This is a genomic window from Pseudomonas sp. Van50, assembly GCF_055390755.1.
On the sequence record NZ_AP024343.1, the window covers coordinates 6143605 to 6164710 of the forward strand.

Consider the following 21106-nt stretch of genomic DNA (forward strand, 5'->3'; position numbering starts at 1 on the left):
GCTCGACGCCCTCAATGGTAGCCATCGTCGTGGGTCACCTTGCCGCGGAACACGTAGTAGCTCCAGAAGGTGTACACCAGGATCAACGGAATGATGAACAGCGTGCCCACCAGCATGAAGCCTTGGCTCTGGGGCGGTGACGAGGCGTCCCAGATCGAGATGGACGGCGGCACGATGTTCGGCCACAGGCTGATGCCCAAGCCGCTGTAGCCGAGGAAGATCAGCACCAGGGTCAGGATGAAGGGCGTGTAGTTGGCATTGCGGGCCACCGCGCGGAACAAACCGTACATGGTCACCAGCACCAGGATCGGCACCGGCAGGAACCAGAACAGGTTCGGCAATGTGAACCAGCGGGCCGCGATGTCCGCGTGGGCCAGCGGCGTCCAGATGCTGACGATACCGATCACGGCCAGCACCACGAACGCCAAAGGCCGGGCCAGGTCATGCATCTGCTCTTGCAGCTTGCCTTCGGTCTTCATGATCAGCCAGGTGCAGCCGAGCAACGCGTAGGCCGCGATCAACGCCAGGCCACAGAACACCGTGAATGGCGTGAACCAGTCCAGGGAACCGCCGGCGAACTGGCGATTGACCACTTCAAAACCGTCGATGAACGCCCCCAGTGCCACGCCCTGGAAGAAGGTGGCCGTCAGCGAACCGCCAATGAATGCCTTGTCCCAGAGGTGACGCTTCTCAGCCTTGGCCTTGAAGCGGAACTCGAAGGCCACGCCGCGAAAGATCAGGCCGATGAGCATCAGGATCAACGGCAGGTACAGCGCCGAAAGCACCACCGAGTAGGCCAGCGGAAACGCCCCGAACAGCCCGGCACCGCCCAGCACCAGCCAGGTTTCGTTACCGTCCCAGACCGGTGCCACGGTGTTCATCATGACGTCACGGTCGCGCTCGCCCTTGACGAAGGGGAAGAGGATGCCAATCCCCAGGTCGAAACCGTCCATGATCACGTACATCATGATGCCGAAGATGATGACCACGGCCCAGATCAGCGGAAGATCAATACCCATGACTCAATTCCCCTTGTTCGAGCGGTCGTTGTGGTCCACATCGTCGCCGTCGTCGGCGGCCGACAATGGCCGGGCCGGCGTGCGTTTCTGGCCCGGGCCACCATCGCTCGGCTCGGCTTCGTGGGCCTCCGGCCCCTTGCGCACCAGGCGCATCATGTAGCTCAAACCTGCACCGAACAGCGCGAAATACACCACGACGAACAACACCAGGGTGATGCTCATCTGCGCGAAGCTGTGGCCGGACGAAGCATCGGCCGTGCGCATCAAGCCATAGACCACCCAGGGCTGGCGGCCGATCTCCGTGGTAAACCAGCCGGCCAGGATCGCAACCAGGCCGGACGGGCCCATCCACAGCACCATGTAGAGGAACGGTCGGGATTGATAGATCCGATCCTTGCGGCGCAGCCACAGGCTGCACAGCCCAGTGAAAATCATCAGCAAGCCGAGGCCGACCATGATCCGGAACGACCAGAACACAATGGTCGAGTTCGGTCGGTCCTCAGGCGGGAACTCCTTGAGGGCCGGCACCTGCTTGTCCAGGCTGTGGGTCAGGATCAGGCTGCCCAGGTAAGGAATTTCCACGGCGTACTTGGTTTTTTCCGCTTGCATGTCGGGCCAGCCGAACAGGATCAGCGGGGTCGGTTCATTGCCGACGTTTTCCCAGTGGCCCTCGATGGCGGCGATTTTCGCCGGTTGGTGCTTGAGGGTGTTCAGGCCATGGAAGTCGCCGATGACCGCTTGTATCGGCGCCACCAGCAAGGCCATCCACATCGCCATCGACAGCATCCGGCGGATGGCCGGGTTATCGCGGCCGCGCAGCAAATGCCAGGCCGCCGACGAGCCGACGAAGAACGCCGTGGCGACAAACGCCGCAGTGGACATGTGCAGCAATCGATAAGGGAACGAGGGGTTGAACACCACCGCCAGCCAGTCCACCGGGATCACCCGGCCGTCGATGATTTCGTAGCCCTGGGGGGTCTGCATCCAGCTGTTGGAGGACAGGATCCAGAAGGTCGAGATCAGGGTGCCGATCGCCACCATGACCGTGGAAAAGAAATGCAGCCCACGGCCGACGCGGTTCCAGCCAAACAACATCACCCCCAGGAAACCCGCTTCGAGGAAGAACGCCGTGAGCACCTCGTAGGTCAGCAAGGGGCCGGTCACCGCACCGGCGAAGTCCGAAAAGCGGCTCCAGTTGGTCCCGAACTGATAGGCCATGACCAACCCGGACACCACCCCCATGCCGAAGTTGACGGCAAAGATTTTCGACCAGAAGTGGTACAGGTCGCGGTAGGTGTCATCGCGGGTCTTGAGCCACAGCCCCTCGAGCACCGCCAGGTAACTCGCCAGGCCGATGGTGATGGCCGGGAACAGGATGTGGAACGAGATCGTGAACGCGAACTGGATTCGGGCGAGATCAAGCGCCTCCAAACCGAACATAAGTCTTCCTCTGTCAGGTAAAACCGGCTGCGGGCGGGGCTGGCACCAGCCTCCAAGGGATATGGAGTGCGATGCTTTTCAAATCGTTCTTTTTATAACCGTCACAACGCAGGACTCTGGCCGGATGGCCGCCAGCCCAACGCCCCGAAGGGTATTGATCTGGATCAAGCAATGCTCAAAGAGTAGTCGCAATATTGCCGATGGACGGCGTGGTCTTTTGTCGCGTGACAGGTTGTCTCAGCACGGGGTGCCAGCATCGACCCCGTTGTTTTGAAGGCACGATATCCCGTGGCGAGGGAGCTTGCTCCCGCTCGACTGCGCAGCAGTCGCCTTTCTTGGGGCTGCTTCGCGGCCCAGCGGGAGCAAGCTCCCTCGCCACAGTTGTCCGCCATGCCCCTGGCCTACAGAGTTCCAAGGATTGAAGTAGATGTTTGGCTAACTATTTTTTCCAGCGGGCGTAATTTCTGGTTACAGCTCGGTGATAATCTCGATGCCTTCCTCATCGGACCTGTCATAGATGCCCAGCCAAGCGCCGCTGCTGCTCCGTCACCATCGTCCCTTCATCGCCTTCTGGCTGGCCCGGATATTCACCGCCAGCGGCTTCCAGATGCTCACCGTGGCCATCGGCTGGAACCTCTATCAACTGACCGGCAACGTGCTGGACCTGGGCCTGGTGGGGTTGGTGGAGTTTGCCCCGCGCGTGCTGTTCATGCTCCACACCGGGCATGTGGCGGACCGCTATGACCGGCGCAAGGTCGCCGCCATTTGCCAGTCATTGCAGGCCATGATTGCCCTGGCGCTGGCGATTGGCAGCGCCACCGACAACGTCACGCGGGAGATGATCTTCATCCTCGCCTTCCTGCTGGGCGCCGCTCGCTCCTTCGAAATGCCGACCACCCAGGCGTTGCTGCCGAGCATCGTGCCGGCGGGCCTGTTTCCCCGCGCCGTGGCCGCCGCGCAATCGGCCCAGCAATCGGCCACCATCGTCGCACCGGCACTCGGCGGCTTGCTCTACGCCTTCGGCAGCGTCTGGGTCTATGGGCCGACGGTGCTGCTCTACATCATCGCCTGCTGCCTGATGCTGAACCTGCCCGCCCGGCAGACGCCGCTGAACAAAGGCAAGGCGACCTTGGATTCTTTGCTGGCCGGGATTCGCTTCATTCGCAGCCGCCCGGACATTCTCGGGGCGATCTCCCTGGACCTGTTCGCGGTGTTGCTCGGCGGCGCGACGGCGCTGCTGCCGGTGTTTGCCAAGGACATCCTGCTCACCGGCCCCTGGGGCTTGGGCCTGTTGCGTTCGGCACCGGCGGTCGGCGCCTTGCTGATGTCGTTGTGGCTGGCGCGGTTTGCCGTGGAGCGCAAGGTCGGCCGGGTGATGTTCACCGCGGTGGGCGTGTTCGGCGTCGCCACCATTGCCTTCGGCCTCTCCACCTCGTTCTGGTTTTCCCTGGCGGTGCTGGTGGTGCTGGGCGCGGCAGACATGATCAGCATGGTGATCCGTGCCTCGTTCGTGCAACTGGAAACCCCGGATGAAATGCGCGGCCGGGTCAGCGCGGTGAACGGGCTGTTCATCGGCGCTTCGAACCAGCTGGGCGAGTTCGAATCCGGCCTCACCGCCCACTGGTTCGGCACGGTGCCGGCGGTGGTCATGGGCGGTGTCGGCACGCTGTTGGTGACCGGGACCTGGATCAAGCTGTTCCCAACCTTGGCCAACCGCGATCGGATGCACGAACCCGTGGATGCAGCAAAAGCCTAGAGCAACTTGTCGAGGGTGATGGGAAAGTCCCGCACCCGCTTGCCGGTGGCATGGTAAATCGCATTGGCCACCGCCGCGGCCACCCCGACGACGCCGATTTCGCCGACGCCCTTGGACCCGAGCGCATTGACGATTTCGTCATGTTCCTCGACGAAAATCACCTCAATGTCGCCGATGTCGGCGTTAACCGGCAGGTGATACTCGGCCAGGTTGTGGTTCATGTGACGCCCCAGGGTGTGATCGGTCAGGGTTTCTTCGTGCAGGGCCATGCCGACGCCCCACACCACGCCACCGAGAATCTGGCTACGGGCGGTTTTCGGGTTGACGACCCGGCCGGCGGCGATGGCGCTGACCACTCGGTTGACCCTCACCGTTCCCAAGTCCTCATCCACCCACACTTCGACAAACACCGCCGAGTGAGTGGCCGTGGCGTAGGCCTGGCGTTTTGCATCCGGCTCGGCGGTGACCTGGGCCTGCAACGGTGTCTCGCCACTTTTTTGCGCCAGCTCCGCTAATGCGACACTCGCCTCGCCCAGCCGCAGTTGGCCATCCACGAAGGTGACTTGTTCAAGGGTGGCGCCACTGAAGGCCGGGCAGGCCTGGCGAGCCACGGCCAGGAGTTTTTCCTTCAGCGCTTCACAGGCCTGCTGCACGGCGCTACCCACCGACGAGACGGTGAACGAACCGCCCTGCAGCGGCGCAGTGGGCAGCGACGAATCCCCCAGGACAAACGTGACGTCCTCAAGGGAAACGCCTGACGCCTCGGCGGCGATCTGGGTCATGACCGTGTAGGTCCCGGTGCCGATGTCCGTGGTGGCGCTGCTGACAGTCAGCTTGCCATGCGTATCCAGAGAGGCTTGGGCACTGGCCTTCTGCTGCATGGCTTCCCAAACGCCACCGGCCATGCCCCAGCCGACCAGTTGCCGGCCTTCACGCATGCTGCGTGGTTCCGGGTTGCGCTTGTCCCAGCCGAAACGACGGGCGCCTTGGGCATAACACTCACGCAGTTCCTTGCTGGAATACGGCTTGCCCTCGTTCTCGTTGCGTTCGGCGTAGTTGATCAAGCGCAGCTGGATCGGATCGATCGCCAGGGCACAGGCCAGTTCATCCATGGCGCATTCCAGGCCAATCAGCCCGAGGGCGGCACCGGGCGCGCGCATGTCCAAGGGCGTGTAGACGTCCAGCGGCACCAACTTATAGGTCAACGCCACGTTGTCGCAGTGATAAAGCATGCCGCTCCACTCCACCACGTGTTCGGTGAAGTCCTCGAAACGCGAGGTCTGGCCGATAGCGGTGTGCCCCACAGCCAGCAAGCGACCGTTGGCCGCCGCCCCCAGTTGCACCCGTTGGAGGGTTCGCGGCCGATAGCCAAAGGTGAACATCTGCTGGCGCGTCAGGCTGACCCGCACCGAGCGTTTGAGGGCCAGTGCCGCCATCACGGCCAACGGCAATTGATACTGCGGGCGCAGCCCGGAACCGAAGGCGCCGCCGACAAACGCGGCAAACACCCGCACCTGTTCTTTCTCGAGACCGAAGACCTTTTGCACATAGGTTTGGCAGTTCTGCGTGCCTTGGGTCTTGTCGTGGATGTGCAGGGTGCCATCAGGCTGATACAACACGGTGGAGGCGTGTGGCTCCATCGGGTTGTGGTGTTCGACCGGCGTGCTGTAGGACACATCCACGCTGAGCGCGGAGCTGGCGTATTCGCCCTGAAAATTCCCACGGGGCTTGGGCAGTTCGGCCGGTGCCGGATGGGCGTCATATTGCAAGGTGATCAGATCGGTCTGATGCGCCTCGGCGTCGTATTCGATTTCCACCAGCGAACCGGCATACCGGGCCAGCTCAAGGTTTTCCGCCACCACCAGGGCCAGCGGCTGGCCGCTGTAGAGCACCTGGTCGTTGTACAACGGCCGGAACGGCGAGCCGTCCGCCGCATCGGCATCCTGGTAGGGCTCGTCGTAGCTGGCAATCCTTGGCCGGTTGGTGTGGTCGATGACCGCGACCACGCCGGGCAGTGCCAGGGCTCGGGATGCATCGATGCGCACTACGCGACCACGGGCGACCGTACCGGAGACAACGCTGCCGTGCAGCAAGCCGTCCTCGGGGTATTCAGCGGCGTAACGGGCCTGGCCCGTCACCTTGAGCAGGCCGTCGACCCGGTCGAGGGGTTGCCCTATGGATTTGCTCGGAGCGTTCATCAGGCGTGTCCTCCCTGGGGTGCGCAACCCAATGCGGCGTCACTCAAGGCACGGACAATCGCCCGGCGCGCCAGTCTGACTTTGAAGCCGTTGTGCTCCAGTGGCTCGGCGTTTTGCAGCAGCGCGTCGGCAGCGGCGGTGAAGGTTTCACGGCTGACGGTCTGCCCGGTCAGCCAGCTCTCCACGGCGCGGTCGCGCCAGGGTTTGTGCGCGACGCCCCCCAGGGCCAGGCGTGCCTGGCGAATCACCGGCCCGTCCAGCTCCAGCGCTGCGGCCACTGAAACCAGCGCGAAGGCGTAGGAGGCGCGATCACGGATCTTCAGGTAGTGGCTATGGTCGGCAAAACCGGCTGCAGGCAATTCGATAGCGGTGATCAGCTCATCGTCGGCCAGTTGGTTATCCCGCTCCGGAGCAGCGCCGGGCAGGCGATGGAAGTCGGCGAACTCGATGGTCCGCGCCCCGCCCCGGCCCAGGACATGGACCACCGCTTCCAGGGCCGCCAAGGCCACGCACATGTCGGAGGGATGGGTGGCCACGCATTGATCGCTGGCACCGAAAATCGCGTGGATCCGGTTCAAACCGTTCCGGGCCGGGCAACCGCTGCCGGGTCGGCGTTTGTTGCACGGTACGCTCGCATCATAGAAGTAATAGCAGCGGGTGCGTTGCAGCAGGTTGCCGCCGGTGCTGGCCATGTTGCGCAGTTGCGGCGAGGCACCCGCCAGGATGGCTTGGGCCAGCAGTGGATAACGGCGCTCAATCCACGGGTGCCAGGCCAGGTCGGCGTTGCTCACCAAGGCCCCGATCATCACCCCGCCGGAAGGGGTTTCACTGAGGTCCGCCAGGGGCAACCCGGTGATGTCGATCAGGTGCTCGGGACGGGTGATGTTTTCCTTCATCAGGTCCAGCAGGTTGGTGCCGCCGGCGATGAAGCGGGAAACCGGGCTCGACAAATCGACGGCGGCCTGCAGCGTGTCGGGCTTGCTGTATTGGAAGGGATTCATTGATCACCTCCCTGCTGGCAAAGTGGCAGAGCCTCTTCGATGGCATCGCGAATGTTGGTGTAGGCGCCGCAGCGGCACAGGTTGCCGCTCATCAACTCGCTGATCTGCCCACGGGTCTTCGCTCGGCCCTCATTGGCCAAGCCCACCGCCGAGCAGATCTGCCCCGGCGTGCAATAACCGCACTGGAACGCGTCGTGCTTGATGAAAGCCTGCTGCATGGGATGCAACTGGTCGTCGCTGGCCAGGCCTTCGACAGTGATCAGTTCGGCGCCATCACACATGACGGCCAGCGTAAGACACGCATTGATCCGCTTGCCATCGCGCAGCACCGTGCAGGCACCGCACTGGCCGTGGTCGCAGCCTTTCTTGCTGCCCACCAGGTCCAGTTGCTCGCGCAGCAGGTCCAGTAACGTGGTCCAGGCCAGCACTTGCAACTCTCGCACCTGGCCATTGAGGGTCAGACGGATCGGATGACGGACGAAGGACGCCTGCGTCGCTTCGGACAGGGTCGCGCTCATGGAACACCTCACGGTTGGTCGTACTCGCGGCGTTTTGGAGAACCGCCGTCATAAGGGGTACGACTTCAGGGTGGGGGTGAGCGTTCAAGGCAAATGCGCGATGAAAGAATGCCAGCGTCTGCTTCGCAGCCGAGCGGGAGCAAGCTCCCTCGCCACAGGCCGATGTGGATCAAGAGTGTCAGGCCAGCAATTCTGCCGCCACCACGCTCCTCACGCCCTTGCCACAGAGTTGCTCCACCAGCGTCAAGGCAAACGCCAGGGCAGCGGCCGAGCCTTGGGCGGTGATGCAGTTGCCGTCCACCACCACAGGCTGATCGACGAAGCTGCAACCGGACAACTGCTGGCTCACTGCGGGCAGGCAGGTCATGCGGCGCTGGCGCAGGACGCCGGACGCCTGTAGCGCCAGGGCCGGGGCTTCGGCGATGGCGGCGAAGAAACGTCCGGTAGCGGCCTGGTCCTTGAGCCGTTGTTGCAGCGGCTGATGAGCCGCCAAGTGCTGGGCGCCGATGATGCCGCCTGGCAGGACGACCAGGTCGAAATCCTGTGCGAGCACGTCCACCAGCATGCCATCGGCCGTCAGGCGCGTGCCGCGGGCGCAGGTGAGCATGCGCCGCCCTTCGATGCTCGCCACCACGGTTTCGATCTGCGCTCGACGCAGCACGTCGATCAAGGTGACCGTCTGCAAGTCGTCGACACCCTCGGCGACGGCTATCAGGGCTCGGGGGATCTTGGTTCCAGGCATCATGGGCACTCTCCGCTGGGTGATGCTTGTAGTGTAGGAGCTGCCGAAGGCTGCGATCTTTTGATATGCGCTTGGGATTCAAGCGTCGGGGGGAAAGATCGCAGCCTCGCTGCGCTCGGCAGCTCCTACAAGGGCCAGCGATTATTTGATGTACAGCTGGGTCGACATCCGGTTGCCCGGTGCGTTGATCGACTGGTTGCTGAAGCTGAAGGTGCCCTCTTGCTTGCCTTTCAGGTCGAAGATGTACAAATAGCCGACGACCTTGGTCCGCACGGAGCAATCATTGAGATTGCCATTGCTGTACGCGCACACTGGCGAGCGGGTGCCGTCGACTTCAAAGCCGTCCAGGGTGACATGGGGTTGACGGCCATAGCCGACCTCCAGCACATAGACCTTGATCGTCGGGCCGTGATCGCAACGCGTCTGCGCCTGCCCCGGGACGATGTCCTCGAAGCCGCAGGCCGGCGACTCGACCTTGAGCACCTTGACCTCACTCAAGGGCGGCGCCGACGCGGCATGGGCGGCCTGGCCGGGCAACCACAGGCCCAGCGCGCAGCCCATGACCGCTAGCAGCTTTTTATTCATCTGAAGCATAGAGACCTCCCGGAACCGCGCGCAGTATGGCCCACTTGGCGCGTTGGCAAAACATCGACGACGATCGCAGCCACAACGCTACGCTGCTGGTATGATGCGCGGCTTTTTCCGACCCGCAGAAAATTCCCGGGCGCCGCTGGCGACCTGTGCTTTGCTGTTGAGGTCGATACATTCACGGCGCCGGGCGCGCCACGGGGAGCAGACATGCTGGAAAGGCTGTTTCAACTCAAGGCACACAACACCAACGTGCGGACCGAGATCCTGGCGGGCGTCACGACCTTCCTGGCCATGGCCTACATTCTGTTCGTCAACCCGAGCATCCTTGGCGAAACCGGCATGGACAAAGGCGCGGTGTTCGTCGCCACCTGCCTGGCAGCGGCCATTGGCTCCACGGTCATGGGCCTGATCGCCAACTACCCGATCGCCCTCGCACCGGGCATGGGCCTGAACGCCTTCTTCACCTACACCGTGGTCCTGCACATGGGCCATACCTGGCAAGTGGCGCTGGGCGCGGTGTTCATCTCCGCCGTGCTGTTCTTCCTGCTGTCGATCTTTCGCATCCGCGAGTGGATCATCAACAGCATCCCGCTGCCGCTGCGCTCGGCCATCGCCGCGGGCATCGGCCTGTTCCTGGCGCTGATCGCCTTGAACAATGCCGGCATCGTGGTGAAAAACCCGGCGACCATGGTCGGCCTCGGCGACTTGAAGCAACCGGCACCGATCCTCGCGACCCTCGGTTTCGTCCTGATCGTTGCCCTCGAAGCGCTGAAAGTGCGCGGCGCGGTGCTGATCGGCATCCTGGCGGTCACCCTTGTCTCGATCCTGATGGGTTTCACCCCGTTCAGCGGCGTCATCTCCGCGCCGCCGTCCCTGGCCCCGACCTTCCTGCAACTGGACATCAAGGGCGCCTTGGACATCGGCCTGGTGAGCGTGATCTTCGCCTTCCTGTTCGTCGACCTGTTCGACAACTCCGGCACCCTGATCGGCGTCGCCAAGCGCGCCGGGCTGATGGGCAAGGACGGCCACATGCCGAAGATGGGCCGTGCGCTGATCGCCGACAGCACCGCCGCCATGGCCGGGTCGCTGTTGGGCACCTCCACCACCACCAGTTACATCGAATCGGCAGCGGGCGTCAGCGCCGGCGGGCGCACCGGCCTGACCGCCATCGTGGTGGCGATCCTGTTCCTGCTGGCGCTGTTCTTCTCGCCACTGGCCGCCAGCGTCCCGCCTTTCGCCACTGCGCCGGCCTTGCTGTTCGTCGCCGTGCTGATGACCTCGGGCCTGGCGGAAATCGACTGGGACGACATCACTGTCGCTGCCCCGGTGGTGATCACCGCCCTGGCGATGCCATTCACCTATTCCATCGCCAACGGCATCGCTTTCGGCTTCATCGCCTGGACCGCCATCAAACTGGTGTCTGGCCGTGGCCGTGAGCTGAACCCGGCGCTGGTCATTCTGTCGATCCTGTTCGTGATCAAGTTGGGTTGGTTCAACGCATGACTTTTGATTCCCAGGCCTACGCCGCTCAGTTGCAGGACAAGGTCACCCGCTTGCGTGACCTGTTGGCCCCATTCGATGCACCGGAACCTGCGGTGTTCGATTCGCCCCTGAAAAACTTTCGCCTGCGGGCCGAGTTCCGCCTGTGGCGCGAGGCCGGCGAACGGCATTACGCGATGTTCTCCCAGGACGACAAGCGCACGCCGATCCTCATCGAGGAATTTCCCATCGCCAGCCTGCGCATCAACCAATTGATGCTGCAACTCAAGGCCGCCTGGCAAGCCAGCGCGCCCCTGAGCCATAAACTGTTCCAGGTGGAGTTCCTGACCACCCTGGCGGGCGACGCGATGATCACCCTGTGTTATCACCGCCCGCTGGACGAGCACTGGCACGCTGCGGCCTCGAAACTGGCAACCGACCTGGGCGTGAGCATCATTGGCCGCTCCAAGGGCAAGCGGGAAGTGATCGGCCATGACTATGTGGTGGAGCAACTCGAAGTGGGCGGCCGCACTTTCAGCTATCGCCAGCCCGAAGGCGCCTTCACCCAGCCCAACGGCACGGTGAACCAGAAGATGCTCAACTGGGCCTACGAGGCATTGGGCGAGCGCAACGACGATCTGCTGGAGTTGTACTGCGGCAACGGCAACTTCACCCTGCCCCTGGCCACCCGCGTGCGCAAAGTCCTGGCCACCGAGATCAGCAAGACCTCGGTGAACGCCGCGCTGAGCAATCTCAGCGAAAACGCTGTGGATAACGTCACGCTGGTGCGCCTGTCAGCCGAAGAGCTGACCGAAGCCCTGAACGAAGTCCGGCCGTTCCGCCGCCTGCAGGGCATCGACCTGAAAAGCTACGAATTCGGCAGCGTCTTCGTCGACCCGCCTCGCGCCGGCATGGACCCGGATACCTGCGAGCTGACCCGGCGCTTCGACAACATCCTGTACATCTCCTGCAACCCAGACACCCTCGCCGCGAACATCGCGCAACTGAACGACACCCACCGCATCACGCGTTGCGCGTTGTTCGATCAATTTCCTTGGACCCACCACATGGAATCCGGGGTGTTGTTGACTCGGCGGTAAGTCCTTCCTTTTGAGGTGAAGGATTACCCTGTGGCGAGGGGATTTATCCCCGCCGGGCTGCGAAGCAGCCCCAAGCTCTTCAGTCCTGCAAAAAGCTTGCGAGCGCTGCGCACTCGAGCGGGGATAAATCCCCTCGCCACAATGCCCCCCTTTAACCTCGGCAGGCCCCATTGTTCGATCATCGAACACTTATTGCCCGACGTCATCGGCTTTATTTGACCAAATTAACCATCTAGTACAATTTATCTCCACCGGCTGAACCCCCGCCGACACCAACAATAAAAATGTGGAGAAATTGCGATGCCTCCGATCGTTCTGGTGCTCAACGGCCCGAACCTGAACCTGCTCGGCACCCGTGAGCCGGCAACCTACGGCCATGAAACCCTGGCCGACATCTCGGCACTGTGTGGCCGCGCCGCTGAAGAATTCGGCTTGGCGGTGGAGTTTCGCCAGACCAATCAGGAAAGCGAGCTGCTGGACTGGATTCACGCCGCCCGGGGCCGGTGCGCCGGTATCGTCATCAACCCGGCAGCCTGGACCCACACCTCCGTGGCGATCCGCGACGCCCTGGTGGCCAGCGAAGTACCGGTCATCGAAGTCCACCTGTCCAACGTCCACGCCCGCGAAACATTCCGCCATCACTCCTTCGTCTCATCCGTCGCCATTGGCGTGATGTGCGGGTTTGGCAGCCATGGTTATCGCCTGGCCCTTGAACATTTCAGTCAGCGGTTGAAGGGTTGATGTCCATGTCGAATATCACTGTGCTGGCCGGCCTGATCGGTGCGGGCATCCAGGCGTCCCGCACGCCTGCGCTACATGAGCAGGAAGGCGATGCCCAAGGCATGCGCTACCTCTATCGGCTGATCGACCTCGACGCGCTGAAGCTCGACAGCGGCGCCCTGGCTGATTTGCTGGTGGCCGCCGAACGCATGGACTTCACCGGCCTGAACATCACCTTCCCCTGCAAGCAGGCGATCATCCCGCTGCTGGATGAGTTGTCGCCCGAGGCCCGTGGCATCGGCGCAGTCAATACGGTGGTGCTCAAGGACGGCAAGCGCATCGGCCACAACACCGACTGCCTGGGGTTCGCCGAAGGTTTTCGCCGTGGCCTGGGGGATGTGGCGCGCCAGCGCGTGGTCCAGATGGGCGCCGGGGGCGCCGGCGCGGCGGTGGCCCACGCGTTGCTGCTGGAGGGCGTGGAAACCCTGAGCATTTTTGACGTCGAGGTCAGCCGTGCCGAGGCACTGGTCAACAACTTGAACCAACACTTCGGCCCAGGCCGCGCTCGCGCCGGGCATGACCTGCCCAGCGCCATGGCCGAGGCCGACGGCCTGGTGAACACCACGCCCATGGGCATGGCGAAACTACCGGGCATGCCGGTGCCGGTCGAGCTGTTGCGGGGCACCCTGTGGGTCGCGGAAATCGTCTACTTCCCACTGGAAACCGAACTGCTGCGTAACGCCCGCGCCATCGGCTGCCGCACCCTGGATGGCGGCAATATGGCGGTGTTCCAGGCGGTGAAGGCGTTCGAACTGTTCAGCGGCGTGGCGCCGGATGCGCAGCGGATGCTGGAACACTTCCAGAGCATGAACCACTAAAGCCAGGTGATAAATCCCTTGTGGGAGCGACTTGTGGGAGCGAGCTTGCTCGCGATGACGGTATCTCAGTCACAATCGGTGTTGGCTGATCGACCGCTATCGCGAGCAAGCTCGCTCCCACACAAGCCCGCTCCCACATTCGGTTCGGTGTCAGGGCTGCAGGTAGCGCAACACCGACTCACAAACCATCTGCCGATGCCGCTGCTTGACCGCTTCAGCCGACAGGTCGATCTGAAAGATCTCACCGAACGTCTGGCGGTTGGACACTCGGTAGAAACAGAACGAGCTGATCAGCAGGTGTATATCCAGCGGCTCGAGGCCGGCACGGAACACGCCCTCTTCGGCGCCGCGACGCAGGATCACCCCCAGGGAATCGAGGATGGTGTTGGTCATCGCCTTGATCGTGCCTGACTGCTTCACGTACTCGGCGTTGTGGATGTTCTCGATGCAGACGATGCGCACGAAATCCACGTTGCGGTCGTGGTGGTCGAAGGTGAATTCCACCAGGCGCCGGATCGCGTCGACCGGGGCCAGTTCCGCCAGGTGCAAGCGGCTCTCGGTGGTGCGGATATCCCCGTAGAGTTTTTCCAGCACCTCGACGTACAACTGCTCCTTGCTGCCGAAGTAGTAGTAGATCATGCGCTTGGAAGTGTGGATGCGCTCGGCGATGGCATCGACCCGGGCGCCGGCCAGGCCTTGCTGGACGAACTCGACGATGGCTTCCTGAAGAATGTTTTCCCGGGTCTTTTCCGGGTTGTTCTTGCGACTCTTGCGCGGCGTGGCGACGGGTTCGTCGAGCGCTGCGGAAAGCTCTGGATTCATAGTCATTGCGGGGCTCACGGCCATCACTGCACAGGCTGGCGATTATGGGCCGCACCGTGCACTGAAGGAAGCCACGCCACTGCCCATTACCGCCGCGTTTACGATTTCTCTACAACTTGGCGTGCCGCAAGCCACCGCTGCGGGACTTGGCCATGGCCGCCAGGCGCACCGCGACGTTGGCGGCGCCATAACCGGCGTAACCGTTCTTGCGCTGGATGATCTCAAAGAAAAACCGCCCCTCGAACGGCTCGGTGTAAACGTGAAACAGCTCGCCACCCTGGGCGTCGCGGTCGTACAGCACGTTGAAATAGGCCAGTTCGCTAAGGAACTCGTCGTCGAAATCGAAACGCGCCGCCAGGTCGTCGTAGTAGTTGAGCGGGATGTCCAGCAACGGCACGCCCGCCTCTTTGGCACGACTGACCTGGGCGAAGATGTCGTCGCAATCGAAGGCGATGTGATGCACGCCGGAGCCGCGATAACTCGACAGCGCGTGTGAGATCGCGGTGTTGCGGTTCTCGGAAATGTTCAGCGGCAAGCGGATCGAACTGCAGCGGCTGCGCAGCGCACGGCTTTTCACCAGGCCATAGGGGTCGGGCAAGACGACTTCGTCGTCGGCCTCGAAATCCAGCAGGCTCTTGTAGAACAGCACCCAACTGTCGAGGCTGTCGGCCGGCAGCGCCATGGCCATGTGGTCGATGCGCTTGAGCCCGGCCCCGATGACAGCCCCCGGCTGCAGGTTGAAATCGGTGCCGTAGACGTCGGCTTCCTGGTCCACCAGGTAGATCAGGCTGCCGTCCGGTGCACGCACCGCCGCCAGCTCCAGCTCATTGGGCCCCACCAGCCCGCGGTAGGGCTGGCCCTTGTAGGCAATGGCCCGCTCCAAGGCGCTGGCACTGTTTTTCACGCGCACGGCGGTGGCGCACAACGAAGGCCCGTGGGCTTCGAAAAAACTGTGGGCGAAGGAGTACGGTTCGCTGTTGAGGATCAGGTTGATATCGCCCTGGCGCAGCAGGCTGACATTCTTCGAACGATGCTGGCCGGCCTTGACGAACCCCAGCCGCTCCAGCCAATGGGAGAGCTTGGCACCGAGGCTATCGTCCACGGCGAACTCGAGGAATTCGATGCCGTCATATTCGCTGGCCGGCGGGGTGGCGAACAAGATGTCGGCATTGCCGACGACGCTCGCTTCTTCGGCCAGGCGTTGGCGGGTCTTTTCTTCCAGGTACAGCAGCGAGCGCAGACCGTCGGCAGCATTGGCCCGTGGCGGCGCGGCGCGGAAGCCGTCGTTGAAGATCTCCAGCGACAGCGGCCCGGTATAACCACTCTTGATGATCGGCGCCAAGAACCCCGGCAAGTCGAATTCGCCCTGCCCCGGGAAACAACGGAAATGTCGGCTCCACTCCAGGACATCCATGGCCAGGATCGGCGCGTCGGCCATCTGCACGAAGAAAATCTTCTCGCCAGGGATCTCGGCGATCGCCCTCGGGTCGCCCTTGAGGGACAAGGTATGGAAGCTGTCGAGCAACACGCCAAGGCTGGGGTGATCGGCCTGACGCACGATGTTCCAGACCTGTTGATACGTATTGACGTGGCGGCCCCAGGCCAGCGCTTCATAACCAATGCGCAAGCCCCGCGCGCCGGCCCGTTCGGCCAGCAGGCGCAGGTCATCGATCAGGATCTGTTCATCGCCGACGCTGTCGGCCGAGGCGTTGCTGCACACCAGCACCAGGTCGGTGCCCAGTTCCTGCATCAAGTCGAACTTGCGCTCGGCCCGCTCCAGGTTGCGCGACAGGCGATCGCGACGGCAGCCCTCGAAGTCGCGAAACGGTTGGAACAAGGTGATGGCGATGCCCAGGTCGGCGCACATCTGCCTGATTTCCCGCGGGCTGCCATCGTAATAGAGAAGGTCGTTCTCGAAAATTTCCACCCCGTCAAAACCGGCGGCGGCAATGGCTTCGAGTTTTTCCGGCAAGGTACCGCTCAAGGATACGGTGGCAATGGAACGCTGCATGACTTCGGCTCCCGGGACAGGCATCGGCTACAAAAGGTGCGCCGCTTTTGAAAGAGTCAGGCGATTATTGAGCTGCCGGTTTCTTTCAGCAATTTAATATGTACCATCCGGTTAGTTTTTTGGGCGATTATCGAACAAAATGCCGATTGCCGAATTGACGATTTTTTGCTCACTGCGCACCATCGCTCCCCACATCGACGCAAGCCCTGATCGCCGACGTCGATGGACAGACCCAGACCGACCATAAGAATTTCAAAAACGGGTACACGCTATGATTCCTTCCCAAAGTTCCCGCCTGGCCCCTGGCCTGGGGGCCTCCACCGGCAGCGTCGGTGACAAGATCCGCGGCGCCATGGCCGTGGGCAAGACCCGTTGGGGCATGCTCGCCCTGGTGTTTTTCGCCACCACCCTGAACTACATCGACCGCGCCGCCCTCGGCGTCATGCAGCCGATCCTGGCCAAGGAAATGAGCTGGACGGCGATGGATTACGCCAACATCAACTTCTGGTTCCAGGTCGGTTATGCCGTCGGCTTCGTGTTGCAGGGGCGGCTGATCGACCGGATCGGCGTCAAGCGTGTGTTCTTCTGTGCCGTGCTGCTCTGGAGCCTGGCGACCGGCGCCCATGGCCTGGCGACGTCGGCGGTGGGCTTCATGGTCTGCCGCTTCATCCTCGGCCTCACCGAAGCCGCCAACTACCCGGCCTGCGTGAAGACCACCCGGCTGTGGTTCCCGGCGGGCGAACGGGCCGTGGCCACCGGCATTTTCAACGCCGGGACCAACGTTGGCGCGATGTTCACCCCGATGCTGCTGCCGCTGGTCCTGCACGTGTGGGGCTGGCAGGCCGCGTTCCTGTGCATGGCCGCCCTGGGCGGGATCTGGTTGCTGTTCTGGGGCCTGAAATACTTCAACCCCGAAGACCACCCCACCGTCAAACAGTCGGAGCTGGACTACATCCAGGCCCAGGATGAACCGGACCAGGTCCGCGTACCGTTCTCACGCATCCTGCGCATGCGCGGCACCTGGGCATTCGCCCTGGCCTACTCGATCACCGCGCCGGTGTTCTGGTTCTATCTCTATTGGTTGCCGCCGTTCCTGAACCAGCAATACAACCTGGGCATCAACGTGACCCAGATGGGCATCCCGCTGATCATCATCTACCTCACCGCCGACTTCGGCAGCGTGGGCGGCGGGATCCTGTCTTCGTTCCTGATCGGTCGCGGCCTCAATCCGATCAAGGCGCGGCTGGTGTCCATGCTGCTGTTCGCCTGCTGCATCATCGGCGTGATCATGGCCGCCGGCGCAAGCAACCTGTGGATGGCAGTGTTCGCCATTTCCCTGGCCATCGGCGCGCACCAGGCCTGGACCGCCAACATCTGGAGCCTGGTGATGGACTACACGCCCAAGCACATGATGAGTACGGTGTTCGGCTTTGGCGGCATGTGCGCGGCCATCGGCGGGATGTTCATGACCCAGTTGGTGGGCCACATCCTCACGATCACCAACAACAACTACACCGTGCTGTTCACTCTGATTCCGGCGATGTACTTCATTGCCCTGACCTGGCTGTACTTCATGGCGCCGCGCAAGGTGCCGACCCTGGAAAACTGATTCCAGTCAGCCCGGATCATTCATCCAACGGTGGGAGCCAAGCCACTGCTGTGGGAATGACTCTCTACTGTGGGAGCAAGGCTTGCCCGCGATACAGGCGCCTCGGTTCATCAAGGACCGCATCGCCCTCATCGCGGGCAAGCCTTGCTCCCACAATCGATCCCTCCACAATCCGTGCTAAACCCGCCGCTGCTGCCACGCCGCCGCCAACCCACTCAAGCAGATCAGGGCGATGCCCACCACGGTGGTCAGCGTCGGCGTATGGCTGAAGAACAGCCAGCCCAGCAGGCCGGCAAACACGATCTGGCAATACCCGAACGGCGCGAGCAGCGCCGGGGCGGCAAAGCGGAAGGCTTGGGTCAGCATCAGGTGCGCCGTCATCCCACAGGCACCCAGCGCCAGCATCATCACCCCATGCCACAGGCTCGGCACTTGCCAGAAGAACGGCACCAGCGCGCTCATCACCAAGGTGTTGCACAGGCCAGCAAAGAAATTACTGGTGGTCGGGCTGTCGATCTCGCTGAGCTTGCGCGTGAGCAGTTGGTAGAAACAGAAAAACAACGCCGAACAGAAGGGCAACAACACCGCCGGGGTGAACAGATCGCCACCGGGATGGACAATGATCAACACCCCGATAAAACCGAAGATCACCGCGATCCATTGACCGCGCGTCACGTGCTCCCCCAGCAACGGCACCGACAACGCGGTCACCAGCACGGGCGCGAGAAAGTTGACCGCCGTCGCCTCCGCCAGTGGAATGAACATCAACGCGGTGGTGAAAAACAGACTGGTGCCCAGCAGGCACAAAGCCCGGGCCAGTTGCCATAAAGGGCGCTTGGTACGCAGGACACGCAACCCAGAACGGGGCAGGAAAATACCCGCCATCAGCAATGTGTGCACCACATAGCGGGCCCACACCACCATGACGATCGGATAGAAACCCGAGAGATATTTTGCTAAAGCGTCATGACTGGAGAACAGGAACGTTGCGACCAGAATAAGCACGATGCCCTTGAAAGCCTGATTGACGCCGGAGAGCGGTGTGCTGACGGTCATGAGGGAAACCTGCGTTGCTTGATGTAGGGGCCGTGACGCACGTTGCAGTTATTGGGCCAGCGAGCATAGCGATAAGTTCTGAATCCGAAGTGTAATGAAAATTCCGCAGCCAGGCAGGATTGGCTCACCGCTGAACCAAAACCCGTGTCCGTTGCCTGACAGCTCAAGCGCGGCGCGCACCTTGGGCGCCTAAAAGCTAGACTCACCGCCACAGCAGTCATTTTTAGCAGGGTCATTCAGAGGACTTCCCACATGTTATGGAAAAAAGGTCGCCGCAGTGACAACGTGGTGGACGCCCGTGGTGACGGTGGGGGCGGTGGCGGAATGCGTTTCGGTGGCGGCAAGGGATTGAGCCTGACCGCCATTCTCCTGATCGTCGGCATTGGCTGGATCACTGGCCAGGACCCGATGCAGATTCTCGGGCAACTGGCCGGACAGATGGACCAGTCCGCGCCTGCCACTTCACAAACCCGCCAGGCGCCACCGGCCAACGATGAACAGGCCGAGTTCGTGCGCTCGATCCTCGGCGATACCGAAGACACCTGGGGCCAGGTTTTCCAACAGGCCGGACGCCAGTACCAGCAACCCAAACTGGTGTTGTTCAGCGGTCGAGTCAACTCGGCCTGCGGCCTGGCCTCCTCGGCGACCGGTCCGTTCTATTGCCCGGCGGACCGCCAGGTCTACCTGGACATGAGCTTCTTCAAGGAAATGTCCCAACGCTTCGCCGCCGCTGGCGATTTCGCCCAGGCCTACGTCATTGCCCACGAAGTCGGCCACCACGTGCAAACGCTGCTGGGTGTATCGGCGAAGATCCAGGAAGCCCGCCAGCAAGGCCGGCAGATGGAAGGCGACGGCGGCTTGTTGGTACGCCAGGAGTTGCAGGCCGACTGCCTGGCCGGCGTCTGGGCCAACCATGCGCAAAAACGCCTGAACTGGTTGGAGCCGGGGGACATCGAGGAGGCCTTGACCGCCGCCAACGCCATCGGCGATGACCGCTTGCAGCAACAAGGCCAGGGCCGCGTAGTGCCGGACTCCTTCACCCACGGTACTTCGGCGCAGCGGGTGCGCTGGTTCAAGACCGGCTTCGCCCAGGGCCAGGTCAGCCAGTGCGACACGTTCGCGGCGAAAAACCTGTAGATGAAATGGCGCGCGTTGATCGGGCTGGTGCTGTGCTGCGCCGTTGCCCAGGCCGAGGAACACGGCGTCAACGTGGTCGCCCAAGGGCGCCTGCAACTCAAGGGCGGCGCCATGACCGTCGCCGTCAGCCCGCCCCCGGCGTCCATCCAGCGCGTGCTGATCATCCTCCATGGTCGGCTGCGCAATGCCGAGACCTACCTGCACAGCGCCGAAAAAGCCGCCGAGCAGGCGGGTCAATTGGCCACGACCCTGATCATCGCCCCGCAGTTTCTCAACGAACAGGACGTGGCCCGGCATCAATTGCCCAACGACCTTTTGCGCTGGCACGGCAACGACTGGATGGCCGGTGGTTTATCCACAGGGCCGAATCCGGTCAGTTCCTTCCAAGTGCTCGATGACATCCTTGCGCGGGTCAGTGACCGGCAGCAGTTTCCCGAAGTGAAGGAGATCGTCATCGCCGGCCACTCCGGCGGCGCCCAGGTGGTGCAGCGCTATGCCCTGCTCGCCCACGACCAATACCGGATCAAACCGCGTTTTGTCATCGCCAACCCGTCGTCCTATGCCTATTTCGATGGGCAACGGCCCATGGCATTCGACTCCGCCAGTTGCCCTGGTTTCAATCGCTGGAAATACGGCCTGCAGGACCTGCCCGCCTATGCCGCCGGACAGACGCCCGCCCGCCTGGAGGAGAACTACGTCAAACGCGACATCGTTTATCTGCTCGGGCAGCAGGACGTCGACCCGGAGCATCCGGCGCTGGACAAGGGCTGTGAAGCGCAAACCCAGGGCGCGTACCGGTTACTGCGCGGGCATTTCTTTTTCGACTACCTGACCCGGCGTCATCCCGTGGGGCTGAACCAGCGGCTGATCGAAGTGCCGGGGGTTGGGCATAACGGCAATGGGATGCTGACTTCGCCTGAGGGGTTGAAGGTGTTGTTTGGGCAGTGAGTTTTGTATCGGTTGGACGGGCTTCATCGCGAGCAAGCTCGCTCCCACAAAGTTTTCTGCATTCGCCGCATATCCACTGTG

At 62.6% G+C, this 21106-nt stretch carries 18 protein-coding genes; 8 read left to right on the forward strand and 10 right to left on the reverse strand.

Going from position 1 to position 21106, the window contains the following annotated elements; all coding sequences use genetic code 11:
• Positions 1 to 11 precede the first annotated feature (11 nt).
• A complete protein-coding gene (cydB, locus tag ACZ5M5_RS26575) occupies positions 12 to 1019 on the reverse strand; it encodes a cytochrome d ubiquinol oxidase subunit II (RefSeq protein ID WP_053125566.1) in 1008 nt (335 codons plus the stop codon).
• 3 nt (positions 1020 to 1022) lie between these two features.
• A complete protein-coding gene (locus ACZ5M5_RS26580; protein ID WP_103310203.1) occupies positions 1023 to 2459 on the reverse strand; it encodes a cytochrome ubiquinol oxidase subunit I in 1437 nt (478 codons plus the stop codon).
• A 517-nt stretch (positions 2460 to 2976) separates the two neighbouring features.
• Here ACZ5M5_RS26580 and ACZ5M5_RS26585 point away from each other — a divergent pair.
• On the forward strand, positions 2977 to 4215 hold the full coding sequence (locus ACZ5M5_RS26585; RefSeq protein ID WP_060740530.1) for an MFS transporter: 1239 nt from the start codon (positions 2977 to 2979) through the stop codon (positions 4213 to 4215).
• Here the strand turns inward: ACZ5M5_RS26585 and ACZ5M5_RS26590 are convergent.
• The 5 genes from ACZ5M5_RS26590 to ACZ5M5_RS26610 form a co-directional block, all read right to left on the reverse strand.
• A complete protein-coding gene (locus tag ACZ5M5_RS26590) occupies positions 4212 to 6413 on the reverse strand; it encodes a xanthine dehydrogenase family protein molybdopterin-binding subunit (protein WP_464738194.1) in 2202 nt (733 codons plus the stop codon). The genes ACZ5M5_RS26585 and ACZ5M5_RS26590 overlap by 4 nt on opposite strands.
• Entirely contained in the window at positions 6413 to 7414 is a 1002-nt protein-coding gene (locus tag ACZ5M5_RS26595) for an FAD binding domain-containing protein (RefSeq protein WP_192263580.1), read from the reverse strand. Before ACZ5M5_RS26595 ends, ACZ5M5_RS26590 begins: the two co-directional genes overlap by 1 nt.
• Positions 7411 to 7932: a (2Fe-2S)-binding protein gene (locus ACZ5M5_RS26600; protein ID WP_060740527.1), complete on the reverse strand. Its 522-nt coding sequence runs from the start codon at positions 7930 to 7932 to the stop codon at positions 7411 to 7413. The genes ACZ5M5_RS26595 and ACZ5M5_RS26600 overlap by 4 nt, the downstream gene beginning before the upstream one ends.
• Before the next feature lie 178 nt (positions 7933 to 8110).
• Complete coding sequence (locus tag ACZ5M5_RS26605) at positions 8111 to 8677, reverse strand: DJ-1 family glyoxalase III (RefSeq protein ID WP_092174023.1); 567 nt, start codon at positions 8675 to 8677, stop codon at positions 8111 to 8113.
• 138 nt (positions 8678 to 8815) lie between these two features.
• Positions 8816 to 9268 carry a DUF4879 domain-containing protein gene (locus ACZ5M5_RS26610; RefSeq protein ID WP_060740525.1) on the reverse strand — a complete coding sequence of 151 codons (453 nt, stop codon included), beginning with the start codon at positions 9266 to 9268 and terminating at the stop codon, positions 8816 to 8818.
• Between the two features lie 204 nt (positions 9269 to 9472).
• Here ACZ5M5_RS26610 and ACZ5M5_RS26615 point away from each other — a divergent pair, with 204 nt between their 5' ends.
• The 4 genes from ACZ5M5_RS26615 to ACZ5M5_RS26630 all read left to right on the forward strand — a co-directional run bounded on the left by ACZ5M5_RS26615 (position 9473) and on the right by ACZ5M5_RS26630 (position 13442).
• Positions 9473 to 10768 carry an NCS2 family permease gene (locus tag ACZ5M5_RS26615; protein WP_060740524.1) on the forward strand — a complete coding sequence of 432 codons (1296 nt, stop codon included), beginning with the start codon at positions 9473 to 9475 and terminating at the stop codon, positions 10766 to 10768.
• Positions 10765 to 11844 (forward strand): tRNA (uridine(54)-C5)-methyltransferase TrmA, encoded by a 1080-nt coding sequence (gene trmA, locus ACZ5M5_RS26620; RefSeq protein WP_464738195.1) that lies wholly within the window; start codon positions 10765 to 10767, stop codon positions 11842 to 11844. Before ACZ5M5_RS26615 ends, trmA begins: the two co-directional genes overlap by 4 nt.
• 300 nt (positions 11845 to 12144) lie before the next feature.
• Complete coding sequence (gene aroQ, locus ACZ5M5_RS26625; RefSeq protein WP_060740522.1) at positions 12145 to 12585, forward strand: type II 3-dehydroquinate dehydratase; 441 nt, start codon at positions 12145 to 12147, stop codon at positions 12583 to 12585.
• A 5-nt stretch (positions 12586 to 12590) separates the two neighbouring features.
• Positions 12591 to 13442 carry a shikimate dehydrogenase gene (locus ACZ5M5_RS26630; RefSeq protein WP_464738196.1) on the forward strand — a complete coding sequence of 284 codons (852 nt, stop codon included), beginning with the start codon at positions 12591 to 12593 and terminating at the stop codon, positions 13440 to 13442.
• A gap of 150 nt (positions 13443 to 13592) precedes the next feature.
• Here the strand turns inward: ACZ5M5_RS26630 and ACZ5M5_RS26635 are convergent, their stop codons facing one another.
• Positions 13593 to 14270 carry a TetR/AcrR family transcriptional regulator gene (locus ACZ5M5_RS26635; protein WP_060740520.1) on the reverse strand — a complete coding sequence of 226 codons (678 nt, stop codon included), beginning with the start codon at positions 14268 to 14270 and terminating at the stop codon, positions 13593 to 13595.
• A 103-nt stretch (positions 14271 to 14373) separates the two neighbouring features.
• Positions 14374 to 16275: a 3-dehydroshikimate dehydratase QuiC gene (quiC, locus tag ACZ5M5_RS26640; protein WP_464738197.1), complete on the reverse strand. Its 1902-nt coding sequence runs from the start codon at positions 16273 to 16275 to the stop codon at positions 14374 to 14376.
• Between the two features lie 271 nt (positions 16276 to 16546).
• On the opposite strand from quiC, the gene ACZ5M5_RS26645 reads away from it, so the two are divergent.
• Positions 16547 to 17884: an MFS transporter gene (locus ACZ5M5_RS26645; RefSeq protein WP_060740518.1), complete on the forward strand. Its 1338-nt coding sequence runs from the start codon at positions 16547 to 16549 to the stop codon at positions 17882 to 17884.
• A gap of 177 nt (positions 17885 to 18061) precedes the next feature.
• Here ACZ5M5_RS26645 and ACZ5M5_RS26650 read toward each other — a convergent pair whose 3' ends face one another.
• Complete coding sequence (locus ACZ5M5_RS26650) at positions 18062 to 18940, reverse strand: DMT family transporter (RefSeq protein ID WP_060740517.1); 879 nt, start codon at positions 18938 to 18940, stop codon at positions 18062 to 18064.
• 252 nt (positions 18941 to 19192) lie between these two features.
• On the opposite strand from ACZ5M5_RS26650, the gene ypfJ reads away from it, so the two are divergent.
• Entirely contained in the window at positions 19193 to 20077 is an 885-nt protein-coding gene (ypfJ, locus tag ACZ5M5_RS26655; protein WP_060740516.1) for a KPN_02809 family neutral zinc metallopeptidase, read from the forward strand.
• Complete coding sequence (locus ACZ5M5_RS26660; protein ID WP_464738198.1) at positions 20078 to 21025, forward strand: alpha/beta hydrolase; 948 nt, start codon at positions 20078 to 20080, stop codon at positions 21023 to 21025.
• The last annotated feature ends 81 nt before the right edge of the window (positions 21026 to 21106 follow it).

Excerpts from the sequence above, each read along its gene's own strand:
- cydB (WP_053125566.1), bottom strand. The coding sequence starts at position 1,019 with ATGGGTATTGATCTTCCGCTGATCTGGGCCGTGGTCATCATCTTCGGC.
- ACZ5M5_RS26580 (WP_103310203.1), bottom strand. The coding sequence starts at position 2,459 with ATGTTCGGTTTGGAGGCGCTTGATCTCGCCCGAATCCAGTTCGCGTTC.
- ACZ5M5_RS26585 (WP_060740530.1), top strand. The coding sequence starts at position 2,977 with ATGCCCAGCCAAGCGCCGCTGCTGCTCCGTCACCATCGTCCCTTCATC.
- ACZ5M5_RS26590 (WP_464738194.1), bottom strand. The coding sequence starts at position 6,413 with ATGAACGCTCCGAGCAAATCCATAGGGCAACCCCTCGACCGGGTCGAC.
- ACZ5M5_RS26595 (WP_192263580.1), bottom strand. The coding sequence starts at position 7,414 with ATGAATCCCTTCCAATACAGCAAGCCCGACACGCTGCAGGCCGCCGTC.
- ACZ5M5_RS26600 (WP_060740527.1), bottom strand. The coding sequence starts at position 7,932 with ATGAGCGCGACCCTGTCCGAAGCGACGCAGGCGTCCTTCGTCCGTCAT.
- ACZ5M5_RS26605 (WP_092174023.1), bottom strand. The coding sequence starts at position 8,677 with ATGATGCCTGGAACCAAGATCCCCCGAGCCCTGATAGCCGTCGCCGAG.
- ACZ5M5_RS26610 (WP_060740525.1), bottom strand. The coding sequence starts at position 9,268 with ATGCTTCAGATGAATAAAAAGCTGCTAGCGGTCATGGGCTGCGCGCTG.
- ACZ5M5_RS26615 (WP_060740524.1), top strand. The coding sequence starts at position 9,473 with ATGCTGGAAAGGCTGTTTCAACTCAAGGCACACAACACCAACGTGCGG.
- trmA (WP_464738195.1), top strand. The coding sequence starts at position 10,765 with ATGACTTTTGATTCCCAGGCCTACGCCGCTCAGTTGCAGGACAAGGTC.
- aroQ (WP_060740522.1), top strand. The coding sequence starts at position 12,145 with ATGCCTCCGATCGTTCTGGTGCTCAACGGCCCGAACCTGAACCTGCTC.
- ACZ5M5_RS26630 (WP_464738196.1), top strand. The coding sequence starts at position 12,591 with ATGTCGAATATCACTGTGCTGGCCGGCCTGATCGGTGCGGGCATCCAG.
- ACZ5M5_RS26635 (WP_060740520.1), bottom strand. The coding sequence starts at position 14,270 with ATGACTATGAATCCAGAGCTTTCCGCAGCGCTCGACGAACCCGTCGCC.
- quiC (WP_464738197.1), bottom strand. The coding sequence starts at position 16,275 with ATGCAGCGTTCCATTGCCACCGTATCCTTGAGCGGTACCTTGCCGGAA.
- ACZ5M5_RS26645 (WP_060740518.1), top strand. The coding sequence starts at position 16,547 with ATGATTCCTTCCCAAAGTTCCCGCCTGGCCCCTGGCCTGGGGGCCTCC.
- ACZ5M5_RS26650 (WP_060740517.1), bottom strand. The coding sequence starts at position 18,940 with ATGACCGTCAGCACACCGCTCTCCGGCGTCAATCAGGCTTTCAAGGGC.
- ypfJ (WP_060740516.1), top strand. The coding sequence starts at position 19,193 with ATGTTATGGAAAAAAGGTCGCCGCAGTGACAACGTGGTGGACGCCCGT.
- ACZ5M5_RS26660 (WP_464738198.1), top strand. The coding sequence starts at position 20,078 with ATGAAATGGCGCGCGTTGATCGGGCTGGTGCTGTGCTGCGCCGTTGCC.